Source organism: Vibrio sp. 11986-1-5, assembly GCF_963878025.1.
In the GTDB taxonomy this organism is placed as follows: domain Bacteria; phylum Pseudomonadota; class Gammaproteobacteria; order Enterobacterales; family Vibrionaceae; genus Vibrio; species Vibrio injensis.
On sequence record NZ_CAWNVW010000033.1, the window covers coordinates 127543 to 150853 of the forward strand.

The following is a 23311-nucleotide window of genomic DNA, read 5'->3' on the forward strand; positions in this document are numbered from 1 at the left end:
CTGAAAACCGGAGCGTCTGCCAACGCTCCGGTTTTTTTGTGTCCGAAACATACTCAGGTCTGCCAACTTGGGTATGCCGCACCCTTGCGCTAAGGCACAGATAGTGAATTAACTAAGGAAATAACCATGCGTATCGAACAAGAACTTAAGTTAGGTTTTAAAGATGTCCTGTTTCGCCCGAAACGTTCTACTCTCAAAAGTCGTTCTCAAGTTAACTTAACCCGCGATTTTACCTTCAAGCATAGTGGCCGTCAATGGTCTGGCGTGCCTGTGATTGCCGCCAATATGGACTCGGTGGGCAGTTTCGCGATGGCGAAAGCCTTGGCTGAACATGGGGTCATGACCGCGATTCATAAGCACTATACAGTGCAAGATTGGGCTGACTTTGTGCAAACGGCGAATGGTGACACCTTAAATAAGGTGATGGTTTCTACCGGCACTTCACCGCAAGATTTCCAGAAAACTCAAGATATTATGGCATTATCGGATGATCTGCTGTTTATCTGTATTGATATTGCTAACGGCTATTCAGAGCATTTGGTCGATTACGTACAGCAAGTGCGTGCTGCCTTCCCTGATAAAGTGATTTCTGCGGGTAACGTAGTGACAGGGGATATGTGTGAAGAGCTGATCCTCGCTGGCGCGGATATTGTTAAAGTCGGTATTGGCCCAGGTTCGGTTTGTACCACACGGGTGAAAACGGGTGTGGGTTACCCTCAGCTCTCGGCGATCATTGAGTGCGCCGATGCTGCCCACGGTTTAGGCGGTCGTATCATCGGTGATGGTGGCTGCGCTTGTCCGGGCGATGTGGCGAAAGCCTTTGGCGGCGGCGCTGATTTTGTCATGCTAGGCGGCATGTTAGCCGGTCATGAAGAAGCGGGCGGTGAGCTGGTGGTGAAAGACGGCGAAACCTTTATGAAGTTCTATGGTATGTCGTCCAAGAGCGCCATGGAGAAGCACTCTGGCGGCGTAGCCGGTTACCGCGCTGCGGAAGGTAAAACCGTATTATTACCATTTCGTGGCAGTGTCCACGGCACCATTCAAGACATCCTCGGCGGCGTGCGCTCAACCTGCACTTATGTCGGCGCGGCGGAGCTTCGCGAGCTCACCAAGCGTACAACGTTTATCCGCGTGTTGGAGCAAGAGAATACGGTGTTTGGTAAAGAGAAGTAATTTTTCTTTCTAATATACCTTACCAACTTGAACGCGCAGCGATGTTAGGCACGTTCTCGTTCACCCCAATTACCTAGTCTATCTATGTGATTGGGGATGAACGTGTCGGAAGACATTAAAGTTTGTGATAACAAAGTTTGAAACTCACTTTTGGACATAAATGTGTTACTAAAAATCGAACATTAGCAATTCACGAATAATTTTTTATAAGGCAAACATTGCCAGTCAATACGCCTTCATACAGTGCGCACTTTGTGCTGTTATGGTAAAAGTTTCAGCTATTTCAATTGGTTATGAAGCTCCCGATTTTGAAAATTTCATTAATGAAGTATTATGAAATGACAAAAAACTTTGTTTTTTGTGAATTTGAATGCGGCTTAACCGTGGAAGAGACAGCCAAACTTTATTTTAAAAGCGTGAGTTAAGTCAAGGAATGAGATAAGAGTAAAACGATACCGAGTGAATGTAAAAGGCTGATGAGAATGTCAAAAGGAAGAGGCTTTCACCGTGTGATTCATGGGAGGCCTTTAAAATGCGTTACGACAAATTAGAACTTCCAAATGGAAAATTAGTCACTGCCCGAGAGATATTAGCTGGTTAGAGATAGCCGCTCCAGATGATTTAAAAATAAATACTATATCCTTCCTACTTGAAGCTGCAGTGGTGTTGGCTACGCTCGTTCCCCCCAATCACATAGTTTGCCTATGCTCATGGGGATTCACTTACTTGCCGCTTACCTGCAACTCCAAGCTGTTTGGGTATAAACTCCTTAAATATGTGAGAGTTATTAGCGAGACTAAAAAAGTAGATAAAATTAGGCTCCTTAAGGAGCCTAAATCAATTTAGTGGGCCAACATCGCTTCTATATAAGAAATAAATGGCACATTTTTAAACTCTGGATGATCCTTGTTCGGGTACAAAACATTCTTCCAATAAATATTTGCATTATATGGCTTGCCCGCACTTGGAGAAGATTCTGTAAACCTTAACTCGAGTGGTATCGATGAGGCCTGATGAGCTGGTTCAAACGTGGTGTCATGTATTCGAATAAGACCAGTCGTATACTGCTTTTTGTCTTCAAAAAACTGCTTGCTTATTGACCCTTGAATATGGCTATCAAAAGAAGGGTTTCCTTCAGTATCATATGAACTAGGCGTTCTAGAGTCAGTATCAAAAATAGCGTGGTATTTGATCTTAAACTTAGAAAGTATCTTCTGATAAAACGGAATGTTGTTCACTGTTCCACAGTTCAATATGAAAAAGTCCTTCTTAGTTGGAAACTCTTGTAAATATGCACGAGCTAATACCTCTTCAGTTGGACCTTCTATTAGCAAAACCTCGTCAGCATAAAACGCTTCACAAACATGAGGGTTAAAACGTAGGACTTCATTCATCTCCTGTTTTAACTGTTCATCAGTCGTTACTTCTTTGGCGGCTTTTAAGAACTGATTGTTAATTTGATATATGTTGGTGCCAGAATCACTTTTCACTAGCCTGATAATAGATGATTTAGGCTTTGAAATATCGATCATAGATGGCGAGTGAGATGCACAAAGAACTTGGTAAGGCAAATCGTCCTCACTAACTTTGTAAATTAACTCCCTTAGTTCTTTAATGATTCTTGGGTACAAGAAAAGTTCTGGTTCTTCAAATAAGACCATATAGTCTTTACGGCCAGGTTCACGCTCAAACTTCTCGGCAACATCTTTCATCAACAACAAAGTGAAGATCGCTGTTCTTATTGTTCCGTGACCGACCTTATCTGCTGTTGCTGGAATGGCAGTATCAATATCGCCCTCAATGCCCAATTTAGCAAATTCAACGTTGAAATCTTTACCTAATTTATTCTCTGTCCAAACTAAGCGATCTTTAGATTCAGAAATTTTTAAAAGAGTATCACCAAATATTTGCGAGAAATATGAATTAACCGATGTCTGATAAGACTCTATTAGTTCAGGGTTGTACATTTTATCTTGTAGTTCTTTGATTTTTGATTTTGCTTGCTCTAAAGCAACAAGATCAGCCTCTTTAAGAGTATTTTCAGCCATACCTTTTAAGATGTCGTTTAGTATTTCTTTAGCCTCATCTTCTGTAGGCATTGCTTTTATGAAAACAGGCTTGGGTAAACAAGATTGAAAGACAGAATGTAAACCTATACTGGCATACCCAATGTTTTCAAACTCTTTTGTTTTGTAGTTATACGTTTGATTTATTGGTTTGACAGTTTTGCCATCTTGCTGCCAAGTTTTTCTGATCCTCAGGCAATCGTCTTTTACATACTTCTTGTATGATTCTTTCTGCTGCGGCGCAGCAGCTTCAATCTTAGTTCTGTCGATAGGTAGAAGACGGACCTCTATCTCAAACTCAATTTGATTGGTAAAGTCACTTTTAAAGAAGTCTACTTTTATAGGTTTTTCTTCTTTATAAAAGAATTGATATGCTTTTAGAAAAGTCGATTTTCCTACGTTGTTTTGGCCATACAAGAAAAGTGTATTGGTGTCTTCAAACACAATCTTGTTTTGATCTAGACCACCAGAGATACCTCTGAAGTTATTGATAGCAAAATAATTAATTTTCAAAATATGCCTACCGTTTGTTGTTCTGTAAACATTCTGCATATTACTCTTGTTTCACATAAACATCTTGTAGTCGCTTGCAGATTTATGACTTAGGTAGCAAACGTAATTCAAACAGTTCACAGATTATACTGAAACTCGCTTCGCTCAAATACTGGCGCACTTCGTTTGCGGTTCGACTGGTTCGGTGAGAGTGGATAGTACGGGTGAATTTACCTCCGTGATACATCTCGGGGATTAACAGCCAACAACATGGGAAGAATCGATAACTTTTAGTATTGCAAAAAACCGTGAACAGGGTGTGAATGAGTAAAAGGTCTAAACAACAATGGGGCAAAACCTTGCGAGAGCAAAAGGCAAACGACGACAGAACTCACTTGCTGCCGACCAACCACTTAAATAATAAACGTCCGATAATTATCGGACGTTTATGTGTTGGTTTTGCACGGTAATCAATAGCGCCTTTTAGAATTTATAGTCAGCGATGATACCGAATGTGCGTGGTCCGCCAACTTCGATCAGGTCATTCTTGTGACGTAACACATAATCCTCGTTGGTCGCATTTTTAACATAAGCACGAACGGTTAAGTTATTTATGTTGTAACCAGCATTGACGTTAAGCACCGTGTAGTCACCAGCTGAAGTACTTTCAGTGTTGGCTAAGTTAGTATAATAGTCTGAAACATAGTTAACTCTTGCGCCAAAGAATAAGCCTGAGTCAAAGTTTTGTGTAAAGCCTAAGCCTGCAGAAAGGTCAGGGGCATAGCTAAACTCTTTGCCAGTGAGATCGACGGTTGTTCCGCTAGGCCCTTGGGTGACTTCTGTTTTCAGTAAACCAACAAAGGCAAAAACATCCAACCCAGAATCAAACCAGTACGTCGTTTCAACTTCAGCACCATAAGTTTTACCTTTAGGGATATTCGCTACGTAATTATCGAATCGGCTACCGCTGTCTCCATAGACGACGGTATGGTAATTACGGTAATCGTTGTAAAAGATATTTGCCGTTAAACCAAGCCGGTTCTCTAGGAAAGTAGAACGTGAACTGAGTTCGTAGGTCCAGACTTTTTCCGGTTTAAATACAAAGAGATTCTCTTGGCCCTCGTTGTAGCCTATGCCACCAGCATTGTAGCCTTTACGAGCGGTTAAACCTAAGTTCCAAGTATCAGAGGCCTCGTAAGTTAAGCCAACTTTAGGCAGCAAGATACCGTTGTTTTCTTTTTCTTTGAAGTCGAGAGGCAATCTTGCATGGTCAAAATCACGATCAAGCTTGTCATGCTCGTAGCGAGCACCCAGTAACAGTCCCCATTGAGAGGCAATCTTGATTTTGGAATCAAAGTAAATGGAATGGGTTTGGACTTCATCAATACGTTTTAGTGAGTCAGTTTGTGTGTTTTGATCTTTAAAATAACTACTGAGTCCGAAAATCGCATTATATTTTTCGTCTAAAGAATTATAAGCCAGTTTAGCTTCTACAGTATAATTCTCCTCGTCCACATCACCCCACCAATCCGTTGAAGGATAGGCTTTAAACTTGGTTGAGTAATCTCGCCTTGCCAGTAGGAAATCGGCTTTAAGTTCTTCATTGATGAGATAACCGACATCAAGATTAACGTTCCAGCTTTTAGTTTCTTGACGACGAGTACCGCTGGCATCGGTGTATTCCAACTTACCACCATCTTTATCGACAAGGTTTGTATATTGGCCTTCTTCATTACGGCTGGCGACCGTGAGTTTCGCGGTGAGTTTATCGGTGCCAAAAGGTTGAAATAGCAGTTTACCCCGGACGTTATGAGATTTTATTTCTGAAGGATCCCAAGGGTATTGATCATTGTTTGGTAATGAATAATCGATCGGCGTATTGCCCGTTGTCCCTTCAGCGGCAATGCGGAAGGCAAGTTTATCTTCGACGATTGGGGCAGAGACAACCCCAGCTAAGTGGTATTTGTTGTCCTCATTTTCGTAGCCAACTCGGAACTTACTTTCTGTGTAAAACGTGGGGTCTTGGGTTTTGATGACTACGGCACCACCGATGCTGTTACGCCCTTGATTCGTTGATTGAGGGCCTTTGTATACTTCGACCTGCTCTGTATCCCACAGCCCAGCTTTACCGAAAGCTTCACCTGTCCAAGATTCAGATACACCATCAACAGTGGTATTCACCCGAGGCGTAGCTCCGGTCATGAATGAGATGAATCCATCTCCAGCTCCACCTCGTCCATCAACGCCACGAATGTGTGGCATTCCTGATGGGGCGTTAAGCACGTTAGGGACTCTATCCAGTAAATCGTAGTAAGTTCGGTCTTCGCCATTATCTGCTTCTGCAGTAAAAATAGTCACCGAACTGGTATTCTGCGCCAGCGTGCCGCCCAACTTTTCACCAAGAACAACAATCGTTTCTGAGGCCCGAACATTATTCGCTTCTTGCTGTTCTTGAGCGTAAACGACTGAGCTAGCGCTGCCTAGGCAAATCAGGCCAATCATCGTAGAAAGAGTACTCCTTGTATAGCGAGGGGTATTGTTACGGTTTAAGTCCATAAGCTTCATATTAAGAAATCCTTTAAAAATAGGGAAAATGTTTGATGTTGTAACCGTTTTTATGTAAAAGATTATTGCGGATGATTATGTTAATGATAATTGTTAGTATTTGCAATTATTGGTGGTGTGAATTTATTCCGCTGGCTTGTTTTTGATGAATAAGAGAGTGGTTGATGAATAGGAATAGTCATGTTGTTTGAAGAACCCAATGCACACAGCAACCCAAATCTTCATCAGGTTGGTCGATGGCTTTCTCGCGATGGTTGCAATATTGGCGATAACAGGTGGTGGCAACAAATGGCGTTTGAAGGGATGCCGATAGTGATGAATGCTGAGGATGAATACGCTGATGTGATCTTTATTTGGCGAGAACCGAGAGGTTCAGATATCCGAGAAGTGTACATTGATATTAATGGTGTCACCGACCATCACAGTTTTACTATGGCCAAGCTTTCTCAGATAGAAGGTACGGACGTGTGGTTTTATATCGCTTCTATTAAGCACACTTGGCGCGGTGGTTATTCTTTTATTCCAGTCCCTCATCAACTATGTCAGCCAAGTTATGTTGGCAGTTATCAAGAGAAAAGGGCTCAGCACCGTGAATGGTTAAAAAAACTATTTCCGTTGAGTTGTCGTGATGAGCTTGGCAGAAACCGATTGGATCATTGCCTGTGGGGAATGAGCAAAACACCGCTGCATATGCCTAATGCTCCGTCGCAAATCTATTGGCAAATTTTTGATCAGAATGGCGGTAACAGTCCCATTAAGTCGAGTTTCTCCCTCAACTGGCAGAGTAGGATACTGAATAACAGCCGCAGTGTATGGCTGTATTCCACCACACGCGATACGCAGAAAACATTGCCTGTTGTTTTTATTCTTGATGGCCGTTTTTGGTCTGAGTCGCTACCGATATACGACGCATTGTCATGCGCGACTCAGCAAGGCGTATTACCAGAAGCTCTGTATGTGTTGATTGATGAAGTGGATGGCCGTCTGCGAAGTGAAGAACTCAGTTGTAATCCGCTGTTTTGGCAAGCACTGATACAAGAACTATTCCCTTTAATTTCGGGGTATTTCACCATTAGTCAAGACCCCGAGCAAACCGTAGTCGTCGGTCAGAGTCTCGGTGGTTTGGCTGCTATGTTCGCTGCATTGAATTGGCCTGAGCGTTTTGGAGCGGTCGTGTGTCAGTCTGGATCATTTTGGTGGCCAGATTTTTCTTTGGTTAAACCGCCTAGTGACTATGTACCACCTGAGTCACCGCATCTTCTTAGTGATATGAGTCGACAGATACATCAAGGGTTGGGTCGTCACTGCTGTTTGAACATTTTTATCGAAGTAGGAAGTGGCGAAGACATCATGGTCGATCTTAGCTTGGACCTATACCAGCAACTCGCTGCTCAACGACACAATCTTCAATACCGAGTCTTTGATGGCGGGCATGAACGTCTATGTTGGCGTGGTGGCATCATCGATGGACTCTCTTACCTTTTTTCATTACCGCCGAAACGGAGTTAGACATGTCTGAACAATACGTTAATCCTTTTGATAATACTGAAAATCAGTTCACCGTCTTGATTAATCATCATGGTCAATACAGCTTGTGGCTTGAATTTAAGCCTACGCCATCAGGCTGGAAAAGTACTTTTGGCCCATCCAGTAAACAACGCTGCATCGAATATATCGAAGCTAACTGGCATGACATTCGAGTGTAAACCGCCCTTCAGTACAGTAAAAAATAACTAAAAAAAGACAAGTGATTATCATTTTAAGGAATGGATGAATGAAAGAACATCAAGTACCAGAAGAACAGTATCCTCTTATTGGTACTCAGCAGGGTATTTGGTTTGGGCAGCAACTGATGTTAAGACCCGAAGAATTTAACGTCGCCCATTACATCGAGCTTGATGGAGAGATTGATTTAGAATGCTTTAGCCAAGCTGTTAATAGCGGTATTTTTGCCGCTGATTCACTGCATTTTTACTATTTCGAGATGGATGGGGAAATTAAGCAGGGGATTATCGAGCCTAAGCAAGCTCAAAACGTTTTGGAGATCATGGATTTCTCGCAAGCGGCTTCTGTTGATGAATCGGCTCTTGAATGGATGAAAGAGGATCTCGCTACTCCGATTAATTTACAAGAGGCAAAACCAAGGTATCGACATTGCTTAATTCATGTGGGTGATAACAGCAAAACCAAGTGGCTATGGTATCAACGTTATCATCATATTGATGTTGATGGATTTAGCATTAACGCCATCACTGATTATATTGTTAGCGAGTATAATCGGTTAGTTGCGGGGACCGCTGGGCCAACTCCATTTACTCCTTTCAAAGCGGTTATCGATGAGCATCAGCACTTTCATCAATCTGAACAATATCAAGCGGCTCGTCATTTTTGGCAACAACAGGCACGTCAATTACCGGAAGCTCTCAGTTTAGTGACCGGAGGTAGACAAAGCTCGGCGAATATCGTTGAGAAATTCAACATTGAATTAGAGGGTGGCGATTGGCTTAATCGCGGAGGTCATAAAATTCTGCCTTCAGAGCTGGCGATGGCATTGGTATTTGCTTACCTACACCTAGTTTCTGGAGAGCAAAATATTGGTGTGGGCTTCCCATTTATGCGTCGAATGGGTAGCTGCGCTGCGAGCTCATCAGGGGCCGTCGTCAATATTCTACCGTTGACAGTAAACGTCGATCCTACAATGTCACTGTTTGATGTTGCTAGGTCGATGAATAAAGTTATCCGCCAAGCTCGTTGTTATCAAATGTACGATGCCGAACAAATTCAACGAGATTTAGGCAAAGTTGGGCAAGTTTTGTATGGACCAATTCTTAATTATAAACCTTTTGAAGAAGACATACATTTGGCAGGAATAAAAGGCCGGACGCACATCCTTTCAGCCGGCCCTATTGATGATATTGAGTTTTCTCCCCAGCTAAATAATAACCAACTGGGCTTAACGTTGACCGGGAATGCTGCGAAGTACTCTCAACAGTCACTGGCCTTGCATGCGCATCGTTTCGCTTATATGGTCGAACAGATAGCCCGTAATCCAGATACCGCTTTGCATACACTGGATATTATTCCGACGGATGAACGAACGAATATTGCTCGATGGTCTGCAGGAAAGACGCTGAATGAAAAACCTCAAGTTCAGACAGTGTTAGCCGTATTTGATCAGCAGGTTAAATTGAAACCTAATGTCGAGGCGCTAAAATTTGCTCAACAGAGTTGGAGCTTTATTCAGCTAGACAGAGCTGTTGAAAATAAAGCCCAGCAGATTAAGGGATTGGGCGCTCGCAAAGGTGATATCATTGGTGTCGCCATTCCTCGTAGTGCTGACACGATTATCACTATGTTGGCTATCCTACGAATAGGGGCAGTCTACCTTCCTATTGATTTAGCGTATCCTCAGGAACGTATCGAAACCATTTTAGAACAAGCCCAACCATGGGGAGTGATGGTGGAAAACCCTGAGCTCTTGCCGTGGAATCACCTTACCCGTTGTATCTCTTTGACTGATTTAGGCAGCCTAGCTGTTACTGAGCGTATCAAGGTTGATATTGATCCTTCAGATATCGCTTATATTGTATTTACCTCTGGCTCGACGGGTAAACCGAAAGGGGTAATGAACACTCATGGTGCGTTGCTCAATTTATTACATTCACATCAGCATTCCATTTTTGCTCGTACCATTCGATGTCTTGCTGAGAAATATCAATGTGCTGAGAACGATGTGCAAGTGAGAGCTGCGCATACGACATCATTCTCATTTGATGCGTCTTGGGAGCAAGTGCTCTGGATGCTCTGTGGTCATTCACTGTACCTGTACGATGATGAACAACGCAAAGATGCCTATGAATTAACTGAAAAAGTCAAAAAAGATCATATTGATGCATTAGATCTTCCCCCTCTATTATTGGGTCAAATGCTTGATAACCAATTGATGGAAGCTGAGCATGTCCCTTCACTAGTGTTAATCGGGAGTGAAGCTGTGCCAGAGAAACTCTGGTCGAGAGTGAAAGCTTATCCGCAATTGTTGGTGGAAAACTTCTACGGCCCCACCGAGTTTACCGTTGATGCCGTGAGTGCATCACTCAACGTCGATGACACCCCCGTTATTGGTCGCCCAATACTCAACGCTCAAGCTTATGTGTTAGACAAGCAATTAAATGCGGTTGCTGTTGGTGTGGTTGGTGAGTTGTATCTTGCTGGGGCCGGTTTGGCAAAAGGGTATTTAAATCAAGCTGGAATGACAGCAGAGCGGTTCATCGCTAATCCCTTTGCACATGGTCAAATCATGTATAGAACCGGTGATTTAGTGAAATGGCGTGATAATGGTCAGTTGGACTTTGTTGGCCGTAGTGACGATCAGGTCAAAATTCGTGGTTTCCGTATCGAGCTTGCTGACGTGGAAAGCATAATTAGTGCTATTGATGGCGTTGAAACAAGCGTGGTGGTGGCAGAGCGTTATGGAGAGTCTCACCGACTGATCGCGTACTGTACATTGGTCAATCCGGATCGGTCTGAGTTAAATGAATCTCTCTTATTGGCCCATATTTCCTCCTCTGCGCCAGAATACATGGTGCCTGCCGCTTTAGTGATCATCGATAAATTTCCTCTTAATGTGAACGGTAAAATTGACCGAAAGTCACTACCTAAACCTGTGATTCTGTCTAGCCATGGGAGCGTGGCTCCGACTACCCAAGAAGAGCAAGTCTTATGCGATGCGATTGCTGAACTACTTGGAATAGCAAAGGTTGGAACGTCGGACGATTTCTTTGCTCTCGGAGGAGATAGTATTTCTGCGATGGGCCTTGGCACATTATTACGGAAAGTGGGTTATGAGCTCCGCCCTAAAGAAGTATTTGCGGCACGTCAGTTAGGCGTGATGGCAACGTTGATGAAACCGCTTAGTATTGCTCGTCAAGGCACACTCAATCAGGATGGGGAAATTCGGCCTCTACCAATGTGGCGCTGGTTTGAAGAAACCTTTGCTGAAAACACGAGTTATGTTCAAGGTGTGTTTGTCGAGATCGAACCCGATGTGATGCTAGTCCATCTTCAAGCTGGATTAAAGCAATTGGTCGCTAATTATTCTGCCTGCCGCTTGATGAAACGAAATCAAGGTTACCGTATTGAGCCAGTGGAGAAGGTAAATACCGATTCTTGGTTGACAACGAGTCGAGTTGAAGATCTGGAATACGTTGATCTTGATGAAATGTTTGAACAATTTGGTCAAAGGTTAGCGCCGAACAGGAATATGCTCCAACTGATCCATGTTGTTGATAGAGCAGGGCGAAGTGGATTAATGATCCTTGCCCATCACTTGATCATTGATGGGGTCTCTTGGCGAATTTTATTGCCGCAGTTAAAAATGTTGGTTCGCGCGCAAGTCAATGGAACCAAGCCTGATCTTAACTTTGAGGTTACTGGACTGAATACTTGGTCGCAAGCGCTCTACCAACACTTACCACAGTTGATGAAGCAAGCAAAAGGTTGGATTGAGCAGGAGTCTTGCTTTATTGAGCCGTTAAAACCGTCAACGGCAAAGGGCCGTATTATTCATCATCGGGCATTGTTACCGACAGAGCTAACACAAAATGTTATTCGCTATTGCCAAGAATCCCGAGTGCTCGACATTGATGAGATATTGATGGCAGCGGTGACATCTGCACTAGGTAAGTGTTATCAAAAAGAAGCGATTAAGCTGAATTTAGAATCTCATGGTCGTGAAGAGTTTGACGCTGCACTGAACCTTACGCAAACCATAGGCTGGTTTACTACTGAATTTCCAATCGTCGTTGTTCTACCTAAAGACGGCGACCTTGTCGAGTTACTTAAACAGGTAAAACAATCTAAGCGGCGCATCAAGGATAAAGGCTTAGGTTATATGTCTTTGAGATATTTAGATAACGTATATCGTGATGAGCTTGCAGAATTATCTAAGCGTCATCAAGCATCGTTATTGTTTAATTACTTAGGACGTTTTGAGCAGGAACAGGGTAACTGGACTCCCATTCGTCGGCAGGGTAAGTTTGCCGATACGTTAGCGGTCTCTTTAAATAGCGATAACGCTCTGTTACATCCGTTAGAACTGAATGTTTTTGTCGATGAGAGTGACCAAGAGACCAAATTTGCTCTTAATTGGACTTGGGATGAAGCGCAATTCAGTCATGATGAGCTTCGCGTTATTGGCGACCATATCACTCAGCAACTTGAAGCGATTCTGGATTGGTTTAGTGCGCAACAAGAGCCACAAGCGATCCTTCGGGTTCCAGCTGAATTTACTGAAGATGATGTCTCACTCAACGATGCAGAAAGATTAGTCCATCGTTTTGGCCCATTTAGCGATATTCTTCCCGCTTTACCGCTGCAAGAGGGCTTATTGTTTCAATCACAACTGGGAGATGAGAAAAGTAACTACAACTCAACGACCCGATTAAGCTTCAACGGTACAATAGTACCGCAGCGAGTTCAGCAAGCGCTGAATGCCGTGATCATGCGTCATCGGCAATTACTGGCTAAATTCGACAGTTCGATTTTAGGAAGAACCGTTCAATTGCTTCCTCAAGCGATGGCTTCTTGGCCATTGAAGTGTGTCGATATTCGTAAAGAGAGTCGTCAATATCAACAGGCGTATCTTGAGCAAGTGGAAAAGAAAGAACTCGTTCGTCAATTTGATCTCAATAACCCTAATGAATCATTACTGGGTGCGACGTTAATCCATCATGGTGACGATCACAGCGCTTTATTTATTTCTGCTCATCATCTCGTTGTTGATGGTTGGTCAACCCCTATTTTATTGGCTGATTTCCTTGCCGCCTATGGCCAAGACAATCAAAGTCTGCCACAGATATCCTCTCAATATGCAGATGTCGTCAATCAACTTAAACTGCGGGATAAAGCCCCCGCTCAAGCACTTTGGCAACAGGTACTGAAGGACGTGACACCAACGATCGCCTTCGAAGATGTCCCCGTTGAGGATAGTGTAAAAGAGGGGGAATTGATCATTGGCGCAGAGCAAACCCAGCAATTAACCCAATGCTTAAGTCGTTATGGTTTGACGTTCAATTCATTGGTACAAGGGATTTGGTCATGTATTTTGGGGAGCATGACAGGTCGAGAAGATATCGTATTTGGTACGCCAATCTCTGGTCGATTTGGGCATATAAAGGGCATTGATGAGCACATTGGTTTGTTCAGCAATACAATTCCCGTGCGTATGAAACTGAATCCTAAACAGAGCTTGTTGCAACAATTACAAGCTCATCAGAACACGCAAATTCAGCTTCTTGAGCATGATGAACTGGGTTTGAGTGAAATTCAGCAGTTGGCGGGGGGCGAAACATTATTTGATACCTTATTAGTGGTGGAAAATTACCCTGATCATTCTGATTGGTACCAACGAGATTATCAGGGAGCGAAACTTACCCACATTCACAACCGAGGCTATACCCACTACCCATTGACTATCCTGGTTCTCCCTAGTGAGCAAATCCGTATTCTATTTGAGTATCGTGACACTATTGGTATTGCACAGCAAGTCATGCAACGTTTTGAGAGAGTACTGCAAACCATTATTGATGAGCCCGATATTCCCTTGTCACAATTGGATTTACGGTTAGAGGAAGAAACCGTCCTTCAGCAGCGTATTAACCAGACGGAAACTGAAGTTTGTCATAGTACATTAGGCATACTCATGGCCGAGCAGGCAAAGCGAACACCGGATCATGTTGCCTTGGTCGATAATGAATATAGTTTCAGCTATCGAGAGATGCGTGAACACGTCATTGCGATCACTAACTTATTGGTTAATCAGGGTATTAATATCGGTGATATCGTTGCCGTTGCGCTACCAAGAAGCGTTAAGCTCAGTCTTGCTCTTAACAGTATAATCGAATCTGGGGCCGCTTATCTTCCGTTAGATGTCAGTTATCCCGATGATAGATTGGCTTATATGATCAGCGATGCTAAGCCGAAACTGATCATCACCACCTCTGATTATAGCGAGCGTTTTAGCGATCTTGGTGAGCTTTTTATTTTAGATGAACTACCACAAGCCACACCCTATAGCGATGTAACGAGACAGCAAGCATTACGCCCAGAACATGGCGCGTACATTATTTATACCTCAGGTTCTACAGGTAATCCAAAAGGAGTGCTGGTTTCTCATCAAGCGATTATTAACCGTTTGCAATGGATGCAGCACGAATATCAACTTAATCACAAAGACGTTGTACTACAGAAAACACCTTGTAGCTTCGATGTGTCCGTATGGGAATTCTTCTGGCCATTAATTCAGGGGGCAACCTTAGTTATGGCTCCACCAGAATCGCATAAAGATCCAGAATGGCTTATGTCGATTATTGAAGATTATCAAGTCACGACGATGCACTTTGTGCCTTCAATGCTTGCTGCGTTTATCGCGTCGATAGCGGCGAACTCGGATAAAGAGCGCAACGTCGCCCCAAGTTTACAGCGCGTATTTTGTTCGGGTGAGGCGTTATCTAAGGATTTATCGACGGCCTATGCCAAGTGGATTAACGCACCGTTACATAATCTGTACGGCCCGACGGAAGCCGCTGTTGATGTGACCTATTGTCCAGCGTTTGGTGAATCACTGGACGAGAGTTTTGGCAATAGCGTACCGATTGGCTTGCCGGTTTGGAATACGCAGTTGTATGTCTTAGATAGCTTTCTGCGAGAAACACCTCTCGGTGTTCCTGGTGAGTTGTATCTTGCTGGAGAACAACTGGCGATTGGTTATCTTAATCGACATTCCCTTACCGCCGATAGATTTATAGCCAATCCGTTTACTCATGGAGAGCGCATGTATCGGACGGGAGATATCGTCCGTTGGTTACCGTCAGGGAAAATAGAATATTTGGGAAGAAGTGATGAGCAGCTAAAAATTCGAGGTCAGCGAATTGAACTCGGTGAGATCGAAGTCGCCCTTCAGTCTTTGCCAAGTGTTAAGCAAGCCTTGGTTTGTGCCAAAGTCTTCGGCTTAGAAAAAAGTATGGCAGGAGCCGATGAGCGTCAATTGGTTGGTTACGTGATTCTCAATGAAGATGTCCATATCGAGGGTGAAGCGCTTAAAGCTGCTTTGGCCGATTACCTTCCTGCTCATATGGTGCCCATCGCAATCATTATTATGGAGACATTTCCTCTCAGCGCTAATGGTAAGTTAGATCGTAAGGCGCTGCCTTTACCTAGCGATATACTGATAGGGGAAGGCCGTAAAGCGCGTCCTGGCTTAGAAACCCAACTAGTAGGTATTTTTGCTGATGTGTTAGGCATTGACTCGCTGTCTGCTGAAGATGATTTTTTCTCGTTAGGCGGTCACTCTTTAATGGCTATGAAGCTAGCAGCAGATATTCGACGAGTCTTAAATGTCCCAGTTACTGTCGGTCAAATCATGGTCAATTCTACGGTGGAAAAGCTGGCGTTATTACTGCTTGATGATAAGGCCCGTAATGATCCAACCTTAGCCGGGTTTGGAGACGTACTTCCTATCCGTGCCGGTCATGGGCCTGCTTTATTTTGCATCAACTCAGCATCGGGTTTTGCTTGGCAATACACAGGATTACCGAAGTATTTACAAGGACATTATCCTATTATTGGTCTCCAATCTCCACGCCCATCTGGGGCCATGGCGGTGGGAGCCGATATGCAAGAAGCTTGTGATATGTACCTGAAAGCCCTAAAGGCGATACAGCCTCATGGCCCCTATCATCTATTGGGCTATTCATTTGGCGGCAATGTGGCACATAGCTTAGCTGCTCAGCTTCAGCAGCAAGGTGAAGAGGTGGCCTTTCTTTGTCTTTTCGATACTTATCCACCCGAAGGGCAGGATTGGGAAGGGCCAATGAATGAAGAGGTGCAGGATGAAATCCAACGAGAGAAAGAGCGATTTCTTACCACCAATGATGTAACAGATGATGAACTTGATCAGCAAAGAGCCAAGATGTTTGAGGACATCACCGCCAACTATGAGGATGCGGTTCGGTTGCTGTCTGGGGCTCAATCGTTAAAGTATCAGGGGAGAGTGGAGTTATTTGTCGCTCAAAGAACGCTACCCCAAGGCTATGATATTGATCAGCACTGGCAGCCATTCATAACAGGGCTAGAAAAGTATTATTTTGATTGCTCTCATGAAGACATTATTACATCCGAACATGTTGGAAAAATCGGTGAGCAACTTAACCAACTGTTATCTGAGAAAAAGACGCTCAAAGCATAAGGAAAAACCGGCATACGCCGGTTTTTGTTCGTTATCAAGACTTGGGTATGATCAAGGGAGTATGGCTTAGAGGGTCATCAATAATAATACTGTGTAACCCATAGACGTGGTGGATCAATGCTTCACTAATGATTTCTTTTGGACTGCCTTGGGCGATAATCGCGCCTGACTTCATCACAATCAAGTGGTCTGCGTAGCGACAAGAATGATTCAGGTCATGCAGTACGGCAACGACGGTGCGATTCTCTTCTCGATTTAGCTTTCTAAACAGGTTGAGTAACTCAATTTGATGGGCGATATCTAGGTATGTTGTCGGTTCATCCAATAACAAGTAGGGCGTTTGCTGTACTAAAGCCATCGCTACCCATACTCGTTGACGTTGTCCGCCGGACAAAGAGTCAACCGTTTGCTGCAGTAATCCCTCTATATTGGTCGCTTGAATGGCATCCTTGACGGCTTTTTCATCTTCTAATGTCCAGCGACGTAGAAAAGATTGATGGGGAAAGCGTCCTCTTGCGACCAGTTCATGCACAGTGATACCTGTTGGTGCGATGGCAGATTGAGGGAGTAAACTGAGTATTTTAGCTAATTCCTTTCGTGGATATCGTTCGAGGTTCTTACCATCAAAGCAAATTTTTCCTTCACTGGGGGAGAGCAGTTTACTTAGCCCGCGCAGTAAAGTCGATTTTCCACAGCCATTGGGTCCAAGGATAACGGTAAATTGCTTATCTGGTATGTCAAGCGATAGTCCATGAGTGATCTGAGTATCTTGATAAGCGAGCGTGATATTTTTGGCTTGCAAGCGGCTCTCTTCAAATGTGGATTGTAGTGTATTTACCAAAATATCAGCTTCCGGATTGTTGAATTAAAAGATATATCAGATAGCAACCACCAATACTGATGGTGACAACTCCGACAGGCAATTGATTAGGGGCAAATAAATTAGCAGCGATAAAGTCTGATAAAGTAAGCAGCATTGCCCCCATTAATGCAGACGGAATGAGGGCGACTCCCCCTTCCTTCATCAACTTTTTCACCAATTGTGGCGCAACAAGAGAAATGAAAGAGATAGGGCCAGTCGTGGCGGTTACTGCTGCAGTTAAAATGACCCCGAATAATAGGGCGAGTTGGCGTGTTTTTTCGCTACTGATCCCCCGAATCTTTGCACTGTCATCGCCCATTTCTAGAATGTTCATTTTTCGTGTCAGCATGGCTGCTGCTACCAAAGCCACTAATATAAATGATAATGAAGGGATAATTTGCTTCCAACTCAACCCGTTAAGAGAGCCCGCTCCCCACAGGGCGGCGGTCATCGCAGTTTCTAGGCTGCTTGAAACCATCATCCAAGTATTCAAAGCGCTTAACATTGCACTGATACCAATACCGATGATGATAAGACGAAAACCTTCGATACCGTGCTTAAAAGCCAGTAAATAAACCACACCTGAGCAGACAATACCGCCGATAATCGCACCTAAAGCTATCTGGAAATAACTGCCTCCAATCAGAATGATGACAACAAGTGCACCAGTATAAGCACCAGTATTGAATCCAATAATATCTGGGCTGCCTAATGGATTACGGATTAAGGATTGAAACAAAGCGCCACTCACTCCTAGAGCGGCACCAAAGATGAGTCCGGAAGTGAGACGCGGTAGTCGCCATTCAAGGATGACGGCAGTAAGAAACTTTTCCCCTTTGCCAAGAAGCACTTGTGACAGCTCAGTAAAGGAGGTCTGTAACTGCCCAGTTGAGAGCGCAAGAGCTGCGACGATGATGGTGAAGCAGAATAAAACTAAAGACCATTTGAGCGAGCGTTTTGAGATAAGGATATTCAGCCAGCCATTTTGGCTACCTAGCAAAATAGTATTGGATGGTTGCATTATTGTTTACCAAAAGTGGTGACTTTACGAGCCAAATAAATCAAAACAGGGGCACCTACAAAAGCGGTCATAATAGAAACACGAATTTCATTGGGGGCAATAATTCTGCCAATAATATCGGCACTGATGATCAGCAAAGGTCCGAGTACGATCGAATATAGGGTCAACCATAACTGATGGGGGCCTGACAAACGACGAGCGATATGCGGGATCATGAGGCCAATAAAGCCGATCGGGCCTGCGATCGCTGTCGAGCTCCCACACAGTAACGCAATAGCAAATAACGCGGTAAGTTGTACGAACTTGACGTTTGTTCCTAATGTTTGTGCAATGTCTTCACCGAGAGAAATATTATCTAAAGCTGGGGCGATGATTATCGCTGCGATAATGCCAACTAGGATAGGCAAAATAGCCATTGAGACGAGTGAAAGATCTCGGATATCTAATGAGCCCGCGTCCCAAAAGCGCATTTCGTCGAACGCGATGGGATTGACCAAAGTGATTGAAGAAGACACGCCCGCAAGCAGAGCCCCGATAGCCACCCCGGCTAACGTCATCTTAAGAGGGTTAACTTTGGCTTCTTTGTATGTTCCGATTAAATACACAAAAATACTCGTGATCATTGCCCCTAAGAACGCTAACCAAAGATGTTCTGACATACTTTGATTGCCTAATACGACCACGCCAACTAAGACAAAGAAACTTGCCCCTGAGTTGACCCCAAGAATCCCAGGGTCAGCAAGAGGATTGCGGGTGATGGATTGAATCAAGCAGCCAGCGACAGCCAAAGCCGATCCGACGAATAAGCCGGTCAATGTTCTAGGTAGGCGGCTTTCTATAATAATAAGGCTGTCAGTAGAGATGGTTTGGGATAGCAATACATCAATGACAACACTGGGTGGGATGCTTTTTGCCCCAATAAATAAACTCGCTATACAGACAATAAACAGGGCAACGGTAAGAGAAATGAACTTACTCAATTGACTCGATAGTCGGTTAGAAAACAGAGTACTCAGTACGGATGTTTTGAGAACCTGTTGGTTCGCACTCAATTGTGGAAACACACTCACTACAAATACCAATAATAATTATTATCATTGGCGTTATTATATTCTAGTGGTTAGAATGTTCAAGTTTTAAGCTTTTATAGCTCAGAGCTACTTTTTGTTTCCTCAACTTTCGACGTAAAAATATGAAAACCTCCCAATTACTATTAGATTTTAGCCTGCTCAAAGAAAACCCCCATTTTAGAATGGTATTCATTGCTCGAATGATGTCAGTTCTTGCTTTAGGAATGATGACCGTTGCTGTTCCAATCCAGATCCATCAAATGACGGGGTCAACCCTGCAAGTCGGTCTAATTATGGCCTTAGATGGTATAGGTATGTTTGTCGGACTACTCATTGGTGGTGTACTGGCCGATAAATACGACCGAAGAAAATTGATTTTGATTGCCCGCGCGACCTGCGGAATCGGTTTTGGTGCATTAGCACTGAACAGTTTATTGGCTAATTCATCATTGGCTGCGCTTTATATACTTTCTGTGTGGGATGGTTTTTTTGGTGCGATGGGTATGACGGCTTTGATGGCTTCTCTACCGGTGATTGTCGGTCGAGAAAACCTACCCGCCGCAGCGGCTTTGAGTATGTTAACTGTGCGAATTGGGATGGTTCTTTCTCCCGCGATCGGGGGGCTTATCATTTCGTTTGGTGATGTGAGTTGGAACTACTTAGCCGCCTCTATTGGCACATTAGGTACCCTAATCCCTTTGTTTAAATTGCCTAAAATGAAAGCGACTCATCAGACACCGGAGAATCCATTACTTTCGTTGTATGAGGGGGTGAGGTTTTTATTTTCCAACAAAGTTGTTGGCTGTGTTGTGGTGTTTGGTACGTTAGAAACGTTAGCAACGGCGGTTAGAGTCATGTTTCCAGTTTTGGCTTTAGAGACGTTTACCGGTAATGCGACGAATGTCGGTTTAATGTATTCAGCCATTCCCCTCGGTGCAATGATAGGGGCGTTAACTTCTGGATGGGTGAAAATGTCACCTAAGCCAGGCATGGTCATGGTTTATTCGACAATGGGTACCTTTTTATCGATAGTCTTGATGGGATTAGCGGGCAACTTCTGGTTGTTTCTCGCGGTGTTGGTGGTCTATGGCTATTTAGGTTCTGTGGCGTCTTTGATCCAATATTCAATAGTACAGGGCCATACGCCTGATCACTTGTTGGGACGGGTCAGTAGTTTATGGACGGCACAAAATGTCAGTGGTGACTCTGTCGGTGCGTTAGGACTAGGTGCATTGGGTAAAGTTATGGCTCCAGCGATGTCAATTTTGAGTTTTGGATTAGGGGCGACTGGAATGGGTATATTGATGGTGATTGCATTTCGTTCGCTACGCCAAGCAACATTATTTGATCCTGCCTTAGCGCCTCCAGAAAAATTAACGGATTGCTCACAAGTGGCATCAAGCTAACGGATACCGCCTTATGTGAGGCGATATCAGAGCATGCCCTCTTTTTGCTTGGAGGTGCAGTGGTGTTGGCTGCGTTCGTTTACGTCAATCGCATCGTCTGTCTATGTGATTGGCGATAAACTCACTTACCGCCTACTGGCATCTCTAAGTCGCTGGGAGTAAATGTAGATTCTAGAGTGGTCAGTAAATTCATCGAGCTATAGTAGTCGAGCCGGAAAGAATCATTGCCCATTGGAAAAATATTTCCTTGTTTGATCACGGGTAAGTAGGCGATGAATTTGTTGTTTTTTACTCGTTCGATAGCGGTGTCATCGGCGGAAAATAACAAAATAGAGCGGCCAGTAATGGCATCAGCAAAGTGTTCTCCGTTGACCGGAACAATATCTTTACGTTTTCCCATTTGATGGTTGTTTTTAAGCCTATCTGGAAGCGGGCTTATGATAAACCCTAACGCGTTTAGAATTTGTCCTTGAGCTGAGCTTTCTGTCCAGAAGTTTCCGCCGCGATCATCGCCATAGTACACCATCGCTGAGACAGGTTGAGGTGGTAGTGATATTTTATCTCTTAATGCCGTAAGTTTGGCATCAAACCTTCTGATCGCGGCTTCAGCTTGTTGTTCTCTGTCGGTGATAGAAGCTAATAATCGTGCCAGTTCTTGCCAACTCTTATCATCATAATTGACGACAAGAGTAGGAGCGATGACTGAGAATTGTTGGTAGAGTTTCACCGCTGAGTCTCCGCCTGTTGCGGCAACGATAATCAAATCGGGCTGTTCTTTGGCGATCACCTCTGCATTCGCCGCGCCTTGATACAAAGATTTAATACTACGGTTGTAAGCAACTTGGCTCCACTGATGAAAGAACCCATTTTCATCGGCTACCAGAGTGTTGGGGCCAGTACCTCCTGAAGCAATCAGTGGAGCATCAATAGCCAGCAAGGTTCCTGTTATCGAGACGCTGGTAGAAACGATTCGTTTTGGTGGTTCGCTAAGGACAACTTCACCATAACTACTCGAAATCGTTTTAGGCCAGCCTTGGGAAATGGTTAGGTCTCTGGGAGATAAATGGGTTTCTGTGTTGTCGTTACATCCTATTATGCCAAGGGTAACAATAATTCCGAGCATGAGAAATGATAAGCGACGCATAAGGATCTCCAATGGTTATTGTGCGTAGGGTTTTCTTTAATAGGGCCTGACAGTAACACCGTTATATTCTCCCCTTGTTGGGTAGGTTCGTTCTCGTCACATCGTTATCAATGTTCATCGGTACTGATTGACCGTCTCGCGGCCACGTCAGGTTGTTTGGGGGAATAGTTGATAATGTATTGCGAATCACTATCATTATCAATTGATTTAAGTGGAATGGTTGTCTATTATCTCGTTAATGATAATTGTTAGCATTTGCTTTGCGGTGCAACTCAAATTAGAACGACTTTGTTCATATGCCTATGCATGTTGAACGCCAGTCAGTCAGCAACTTTTCTCCACAAGGATAGTAACAATGGCCATTCCTAAGATAGCAGCGTACCACATACCCTCAAGTGATTCGTTTCCAGCCAACAAGGTAAACTGGCAGCTAGATGCCAAGAAAGCCGTGCTATTGGTGCATGATATGCAGAATTACTTTATTAATTTCTTTGATAGGGCCGAGGCCCCTATCCCTGAGTTGATAAAGAATATTCAGTTAATAAAACAAGCCGCCGGTTTGGCTAATATTCCCGTGGTATACACGGCTCAGCCAGCGAATCAAGATCCAGAAGAGCGTGCATTATTAACAGATTTTTGGGGGACAGGATTGACCCAAGATACAGAAATTATTTCAGATGTCGCACCGAAAGAAGAGGATATTACTTACACTAAGTGGCGTTATAGCGCTTTTAAGAAAACGCCATTGCTAGAGTGGATGAATGAAACGGGTCGCGATCAACTGATTATCGTGGGTGTTTACGCTCATATTGGTATTCTTTCAACGGCTCTTGATGCATTTATGCTAGATATTAAGCCTTTTGTAGTCGGTGATGCCGTAGCCGATTTTTCATTGGCAGAGCACCAGCAGATGCTTGCGTACATTACTGGCCGAGCTGGTAGTGTGAAGTCTACGCAACGCGTGATTGAAGAAATTCATCACAGCATTCAATTCGTTGCACCGCTCAGTCTAGAAGTGATGCAAAAAGATATCGCAGAAATGTTAGATCTCGATATAGAAGATGTAGACGTTGATGAAAATTTGATGCTGATTGGTTTGGACTCGATTCGTGCCATGAGATTATTCGAAGGTTGGCGAAAGCAAGGTGCCAATATCGCCTTCTCTGAAATTATTAAGAAAGTGACATTGAGAGAATGGTGGCAAACGATTGAAAAAGCTAAGAATTACGAAATAGCTTAACCGTACCATTATTATAAAAAAACCGATTT

Annotated in this window: 12 protein-coding genes and 1 pseudogene; 7 read left to right on the forward strand and 6 right to left on the reverse strand. The window is 43.8% G+C overall.

Going from position 1 to position 23311, the window contains the following annotated elements; genetic code table 11:
* Positions 1-126: 126 nt before the first annotated feature.
* Positions 127-1173, forward strand: a complete 1047-nt coding sequence (locus AACS00_RS08550; protein ID WP_110167108.1) for a GMP reductase — start codon at positions 127-129, stop codon at positions 1171-1173.
* Positions 1174-1496: 323 nt separating this feature from the next.
* Positions 1497-1771: pseudogene (locus tag AACS00_RS08555) on the forward strand (regulator); the annotation flags it as partial.
* Between the two features lie 244 nt (positions 1772-2015).
* Here AACS00_RS08555 and AACS00_RS08560 read toward each other — a convergent pair.
* Positions 2016-3752: an ATP-dependent nuclease gene (locus tag AACS00_RS08560; RefSeq protein WP_181397524.1), complete on the reverse strand. Its 1737-nt coding sequence runs from the start codon at positions 3750-3752 to the stop codon at positions 2016-2018.
* Between the two features lie 462 nt (positions 3753-4214).
* Positions 4215-6296 (reverse strand): TonB-dependent receptor, encoded by a 2082-nt coding sequence (locus AACS00_RS08565; RefSeq protein WP_110167111.1) that lies wholly within the window; start codon positions 6294-6296, stop codon positions 4215-4217.
* Between the two features lie 180 nt (positions 6297-6476).
* Here AACS00_RS08565 and fes point away from each other — a divergent pair, with 180 nt between their 5' ends.
* The 3 genes from fes (at position 6477) to AACS00_RS08580 (ending at position 16539) form a co-directional block, all read left to right on the forward strand.
* Positions 6477-7805 carry an enterochelin esterase gene (gene fes, locus AACS00_RS08570; protein WP_110167112.1) on the forward strand — a complete coding sequence of 443 codons (1329 nt, stop codon included), beginning with the start codon at positions 6477-6479 and terminating at the stop codon, positions 7803-7805.
* Between the two features lie 2 nt (positions 7806-7807).
* Complete coding sequence (locus AACS00_RS08575; RefSeq protein WP_110167113.1) at positions 7808-8002, forward strand: MbtH family protein; 195 nt, start codon at positions 7808-7810, stop codon at positions 8000-8002.
* Positions 8003-8070: 68 nt separating this feature from the next.
* On the forward strand, positions 8071-16539 hold the full coding sequence (locus AACS00_RS08580; RefSeq protein WP_110167114.1) for an amino acid adenylation domain-containing protein: 8469 nt from the start codon (positions 8071-8073) through the stop codon (positions 16537-16539).
* Positions 16540-16573: 34 nt separating this feature from the next.
* On the opposite strand, the gene AACS00_RS08585 is transcribed toward AACS00_RS08580, so the two are convergent.
* From AACS00_RS08585 to AACS00_RS08595, 3 genes are read right to left on the reverse strand one after another with little or no spacing between them, the layout of a single operon-like run.
* The gene (locus tag AACS00_RS08585) at positions 16574-17341 is read right to left on the reverse strand and encodes an ABC transporter ATP-binding protein (RefSeq protein ID WP_258306847.1); all 768 of its coding nucleotides are present in this window, start codon (positions 17339-17341) and stop codon (positions 16574-16576) included.
* A gap of 43 nt (positions 17342-17384) precedes the next feature.
* Positions 17385-18422 carry an iron-enterobactin ABC transporter permease gene (fepG, locus tag AACS00_RS08590; RefSeq protein ID WP_110167116.1) on the reverse strand — a complete coding sequence of 346 codons (1038 nt, stop codon included), beginning with the start codon at positions 18420-18422 and terminating at the stop codon, positions 17385-17387.
* The gene (locus AACS00_RS08595; protein ID WP_083545006.1) at positions 18422-19492 is read right to left on the reverse strand and encodes an iron chelate uptake ABC transporter family permease subunit; all 1071 of its coding nucleotides are present in this window, start codon (positions 19490-19492) and stop codon (positions 18422-18424) included. The genes fepG and AACS00_RS08595 overlap by 1 nt, the downstream gene beginning before the upstream one ends.
* Positions 19493-19614: 122 nt before the next feature.
* On the opposite strand from AACS00_RS08595, the gene entS reads away from it, so the two are divergent.
* Complete coding sequence (gene entS / locus AACS00_RS08600) at positions 19615-20898, forward strand: enterobactin transporter EntS (RefSeq protein WP_004396937.1); 1284 nt, start codon at positions 19615-19617, stop codon at positions 20896-20898.
* A 121-nt stretch (positions 20899-21019) separates the two neighbouring features.
* On the opposite strand, the gene fepB is transcribed toward entS, so the two are convergent.
* Positions 21020-22042 carry a Fe2+-enterobactin ABC transporter substrate-binding protein gene (fepB, locus tag AACS00_RS08605; RefSeq protein WP_110167117.1) on the reverse strand — a complete coding sequence of 341 codons (1023 nt, stop codon included), beginning with the start codon at positions 22040-22042 and terminating at the stop codon, positions 21020-21022.
* 355 nt (positions 22043-22397) lie between these two features.
* Here fepB and AACS00_RS08610 point away from each other — a divergent pair, with 355 nt between their 5' ends.
* Complete coding sequence (locus AACS00_RS08610) at positions 22398-23282, forward strand: isochorismatase (protein WP_110167118.1); 885 nt, start codon at positions 22398-22400, stop codon at positions 23280-23282.
* The last annotated feature ends 29 nt before the right edge of the window (positions 23283-23311 follow it).

Excerpts from the sequence above, each read along its gene's own strand:
- fepG (WP_110167116.1), bottom strand. The coding sequence starts at position 18,422 with ATGCAACCATCCAATACTATTTTGCTAGGTAGCCAAAATGGCTGGCTG.
- AACS00_RS08580 (WP_110167114.1), top strand. The coding sequence starts at position 8,071 with ATGAAAGAACATCAAGTACCAGAAGAACAGTATCCTCTTATTGGTACT.
- fes (WP_110167112.1), top strand. The coding sequence starts at position 6,477 with ATGTTGTTTGAAGAACCCAATGCACACAGCAACCCAAATCTTCATCAG.
- fepB (WP_110167117.1), bottom strand. The coding sequence starts at position 22,042 with ATGCGTCGCTTATCATTTCTCATGCTCGGAATTATTGTTACCCTTGGC.
- entS (WP_004396937.1), top strand. The coding sequence starts at position 19,615 with ATGAAAACCTCCCAATTACTATTAGATTTTAGCCTGCTCAAAGAAAAC.
- AACS00_RS08550 (WP_110167108.1), top strand. The coding sequence starts at position 127 with ATGCGTATCGAACAAGAACTTAAGTTAGGTTTTAAAGATGTCCTGTTT.
- AACS00_RS08575 (WP_110167113.1), top strand. The coding sequence starts at position 7,808 with ATGTCTGAACAATACGTTAATCCTTTTGATAATACTGAAAATCAGTTC.
- AACS00_RS08610 (WP_110167118.1), top strand. The coding sequence starts at position 22,398 with ATGGCCATTCCTAAGATAGCAGCGTACCACATACCCTCAAGTGATTCG.
- AACS00_RS08565 (WP_110167111.1), bottom strand. The coding sequence starts at position 6,296 with ATGAAGCTTATGGACTTAAACCGTAACAATACCCCTCGCTATACAAGG.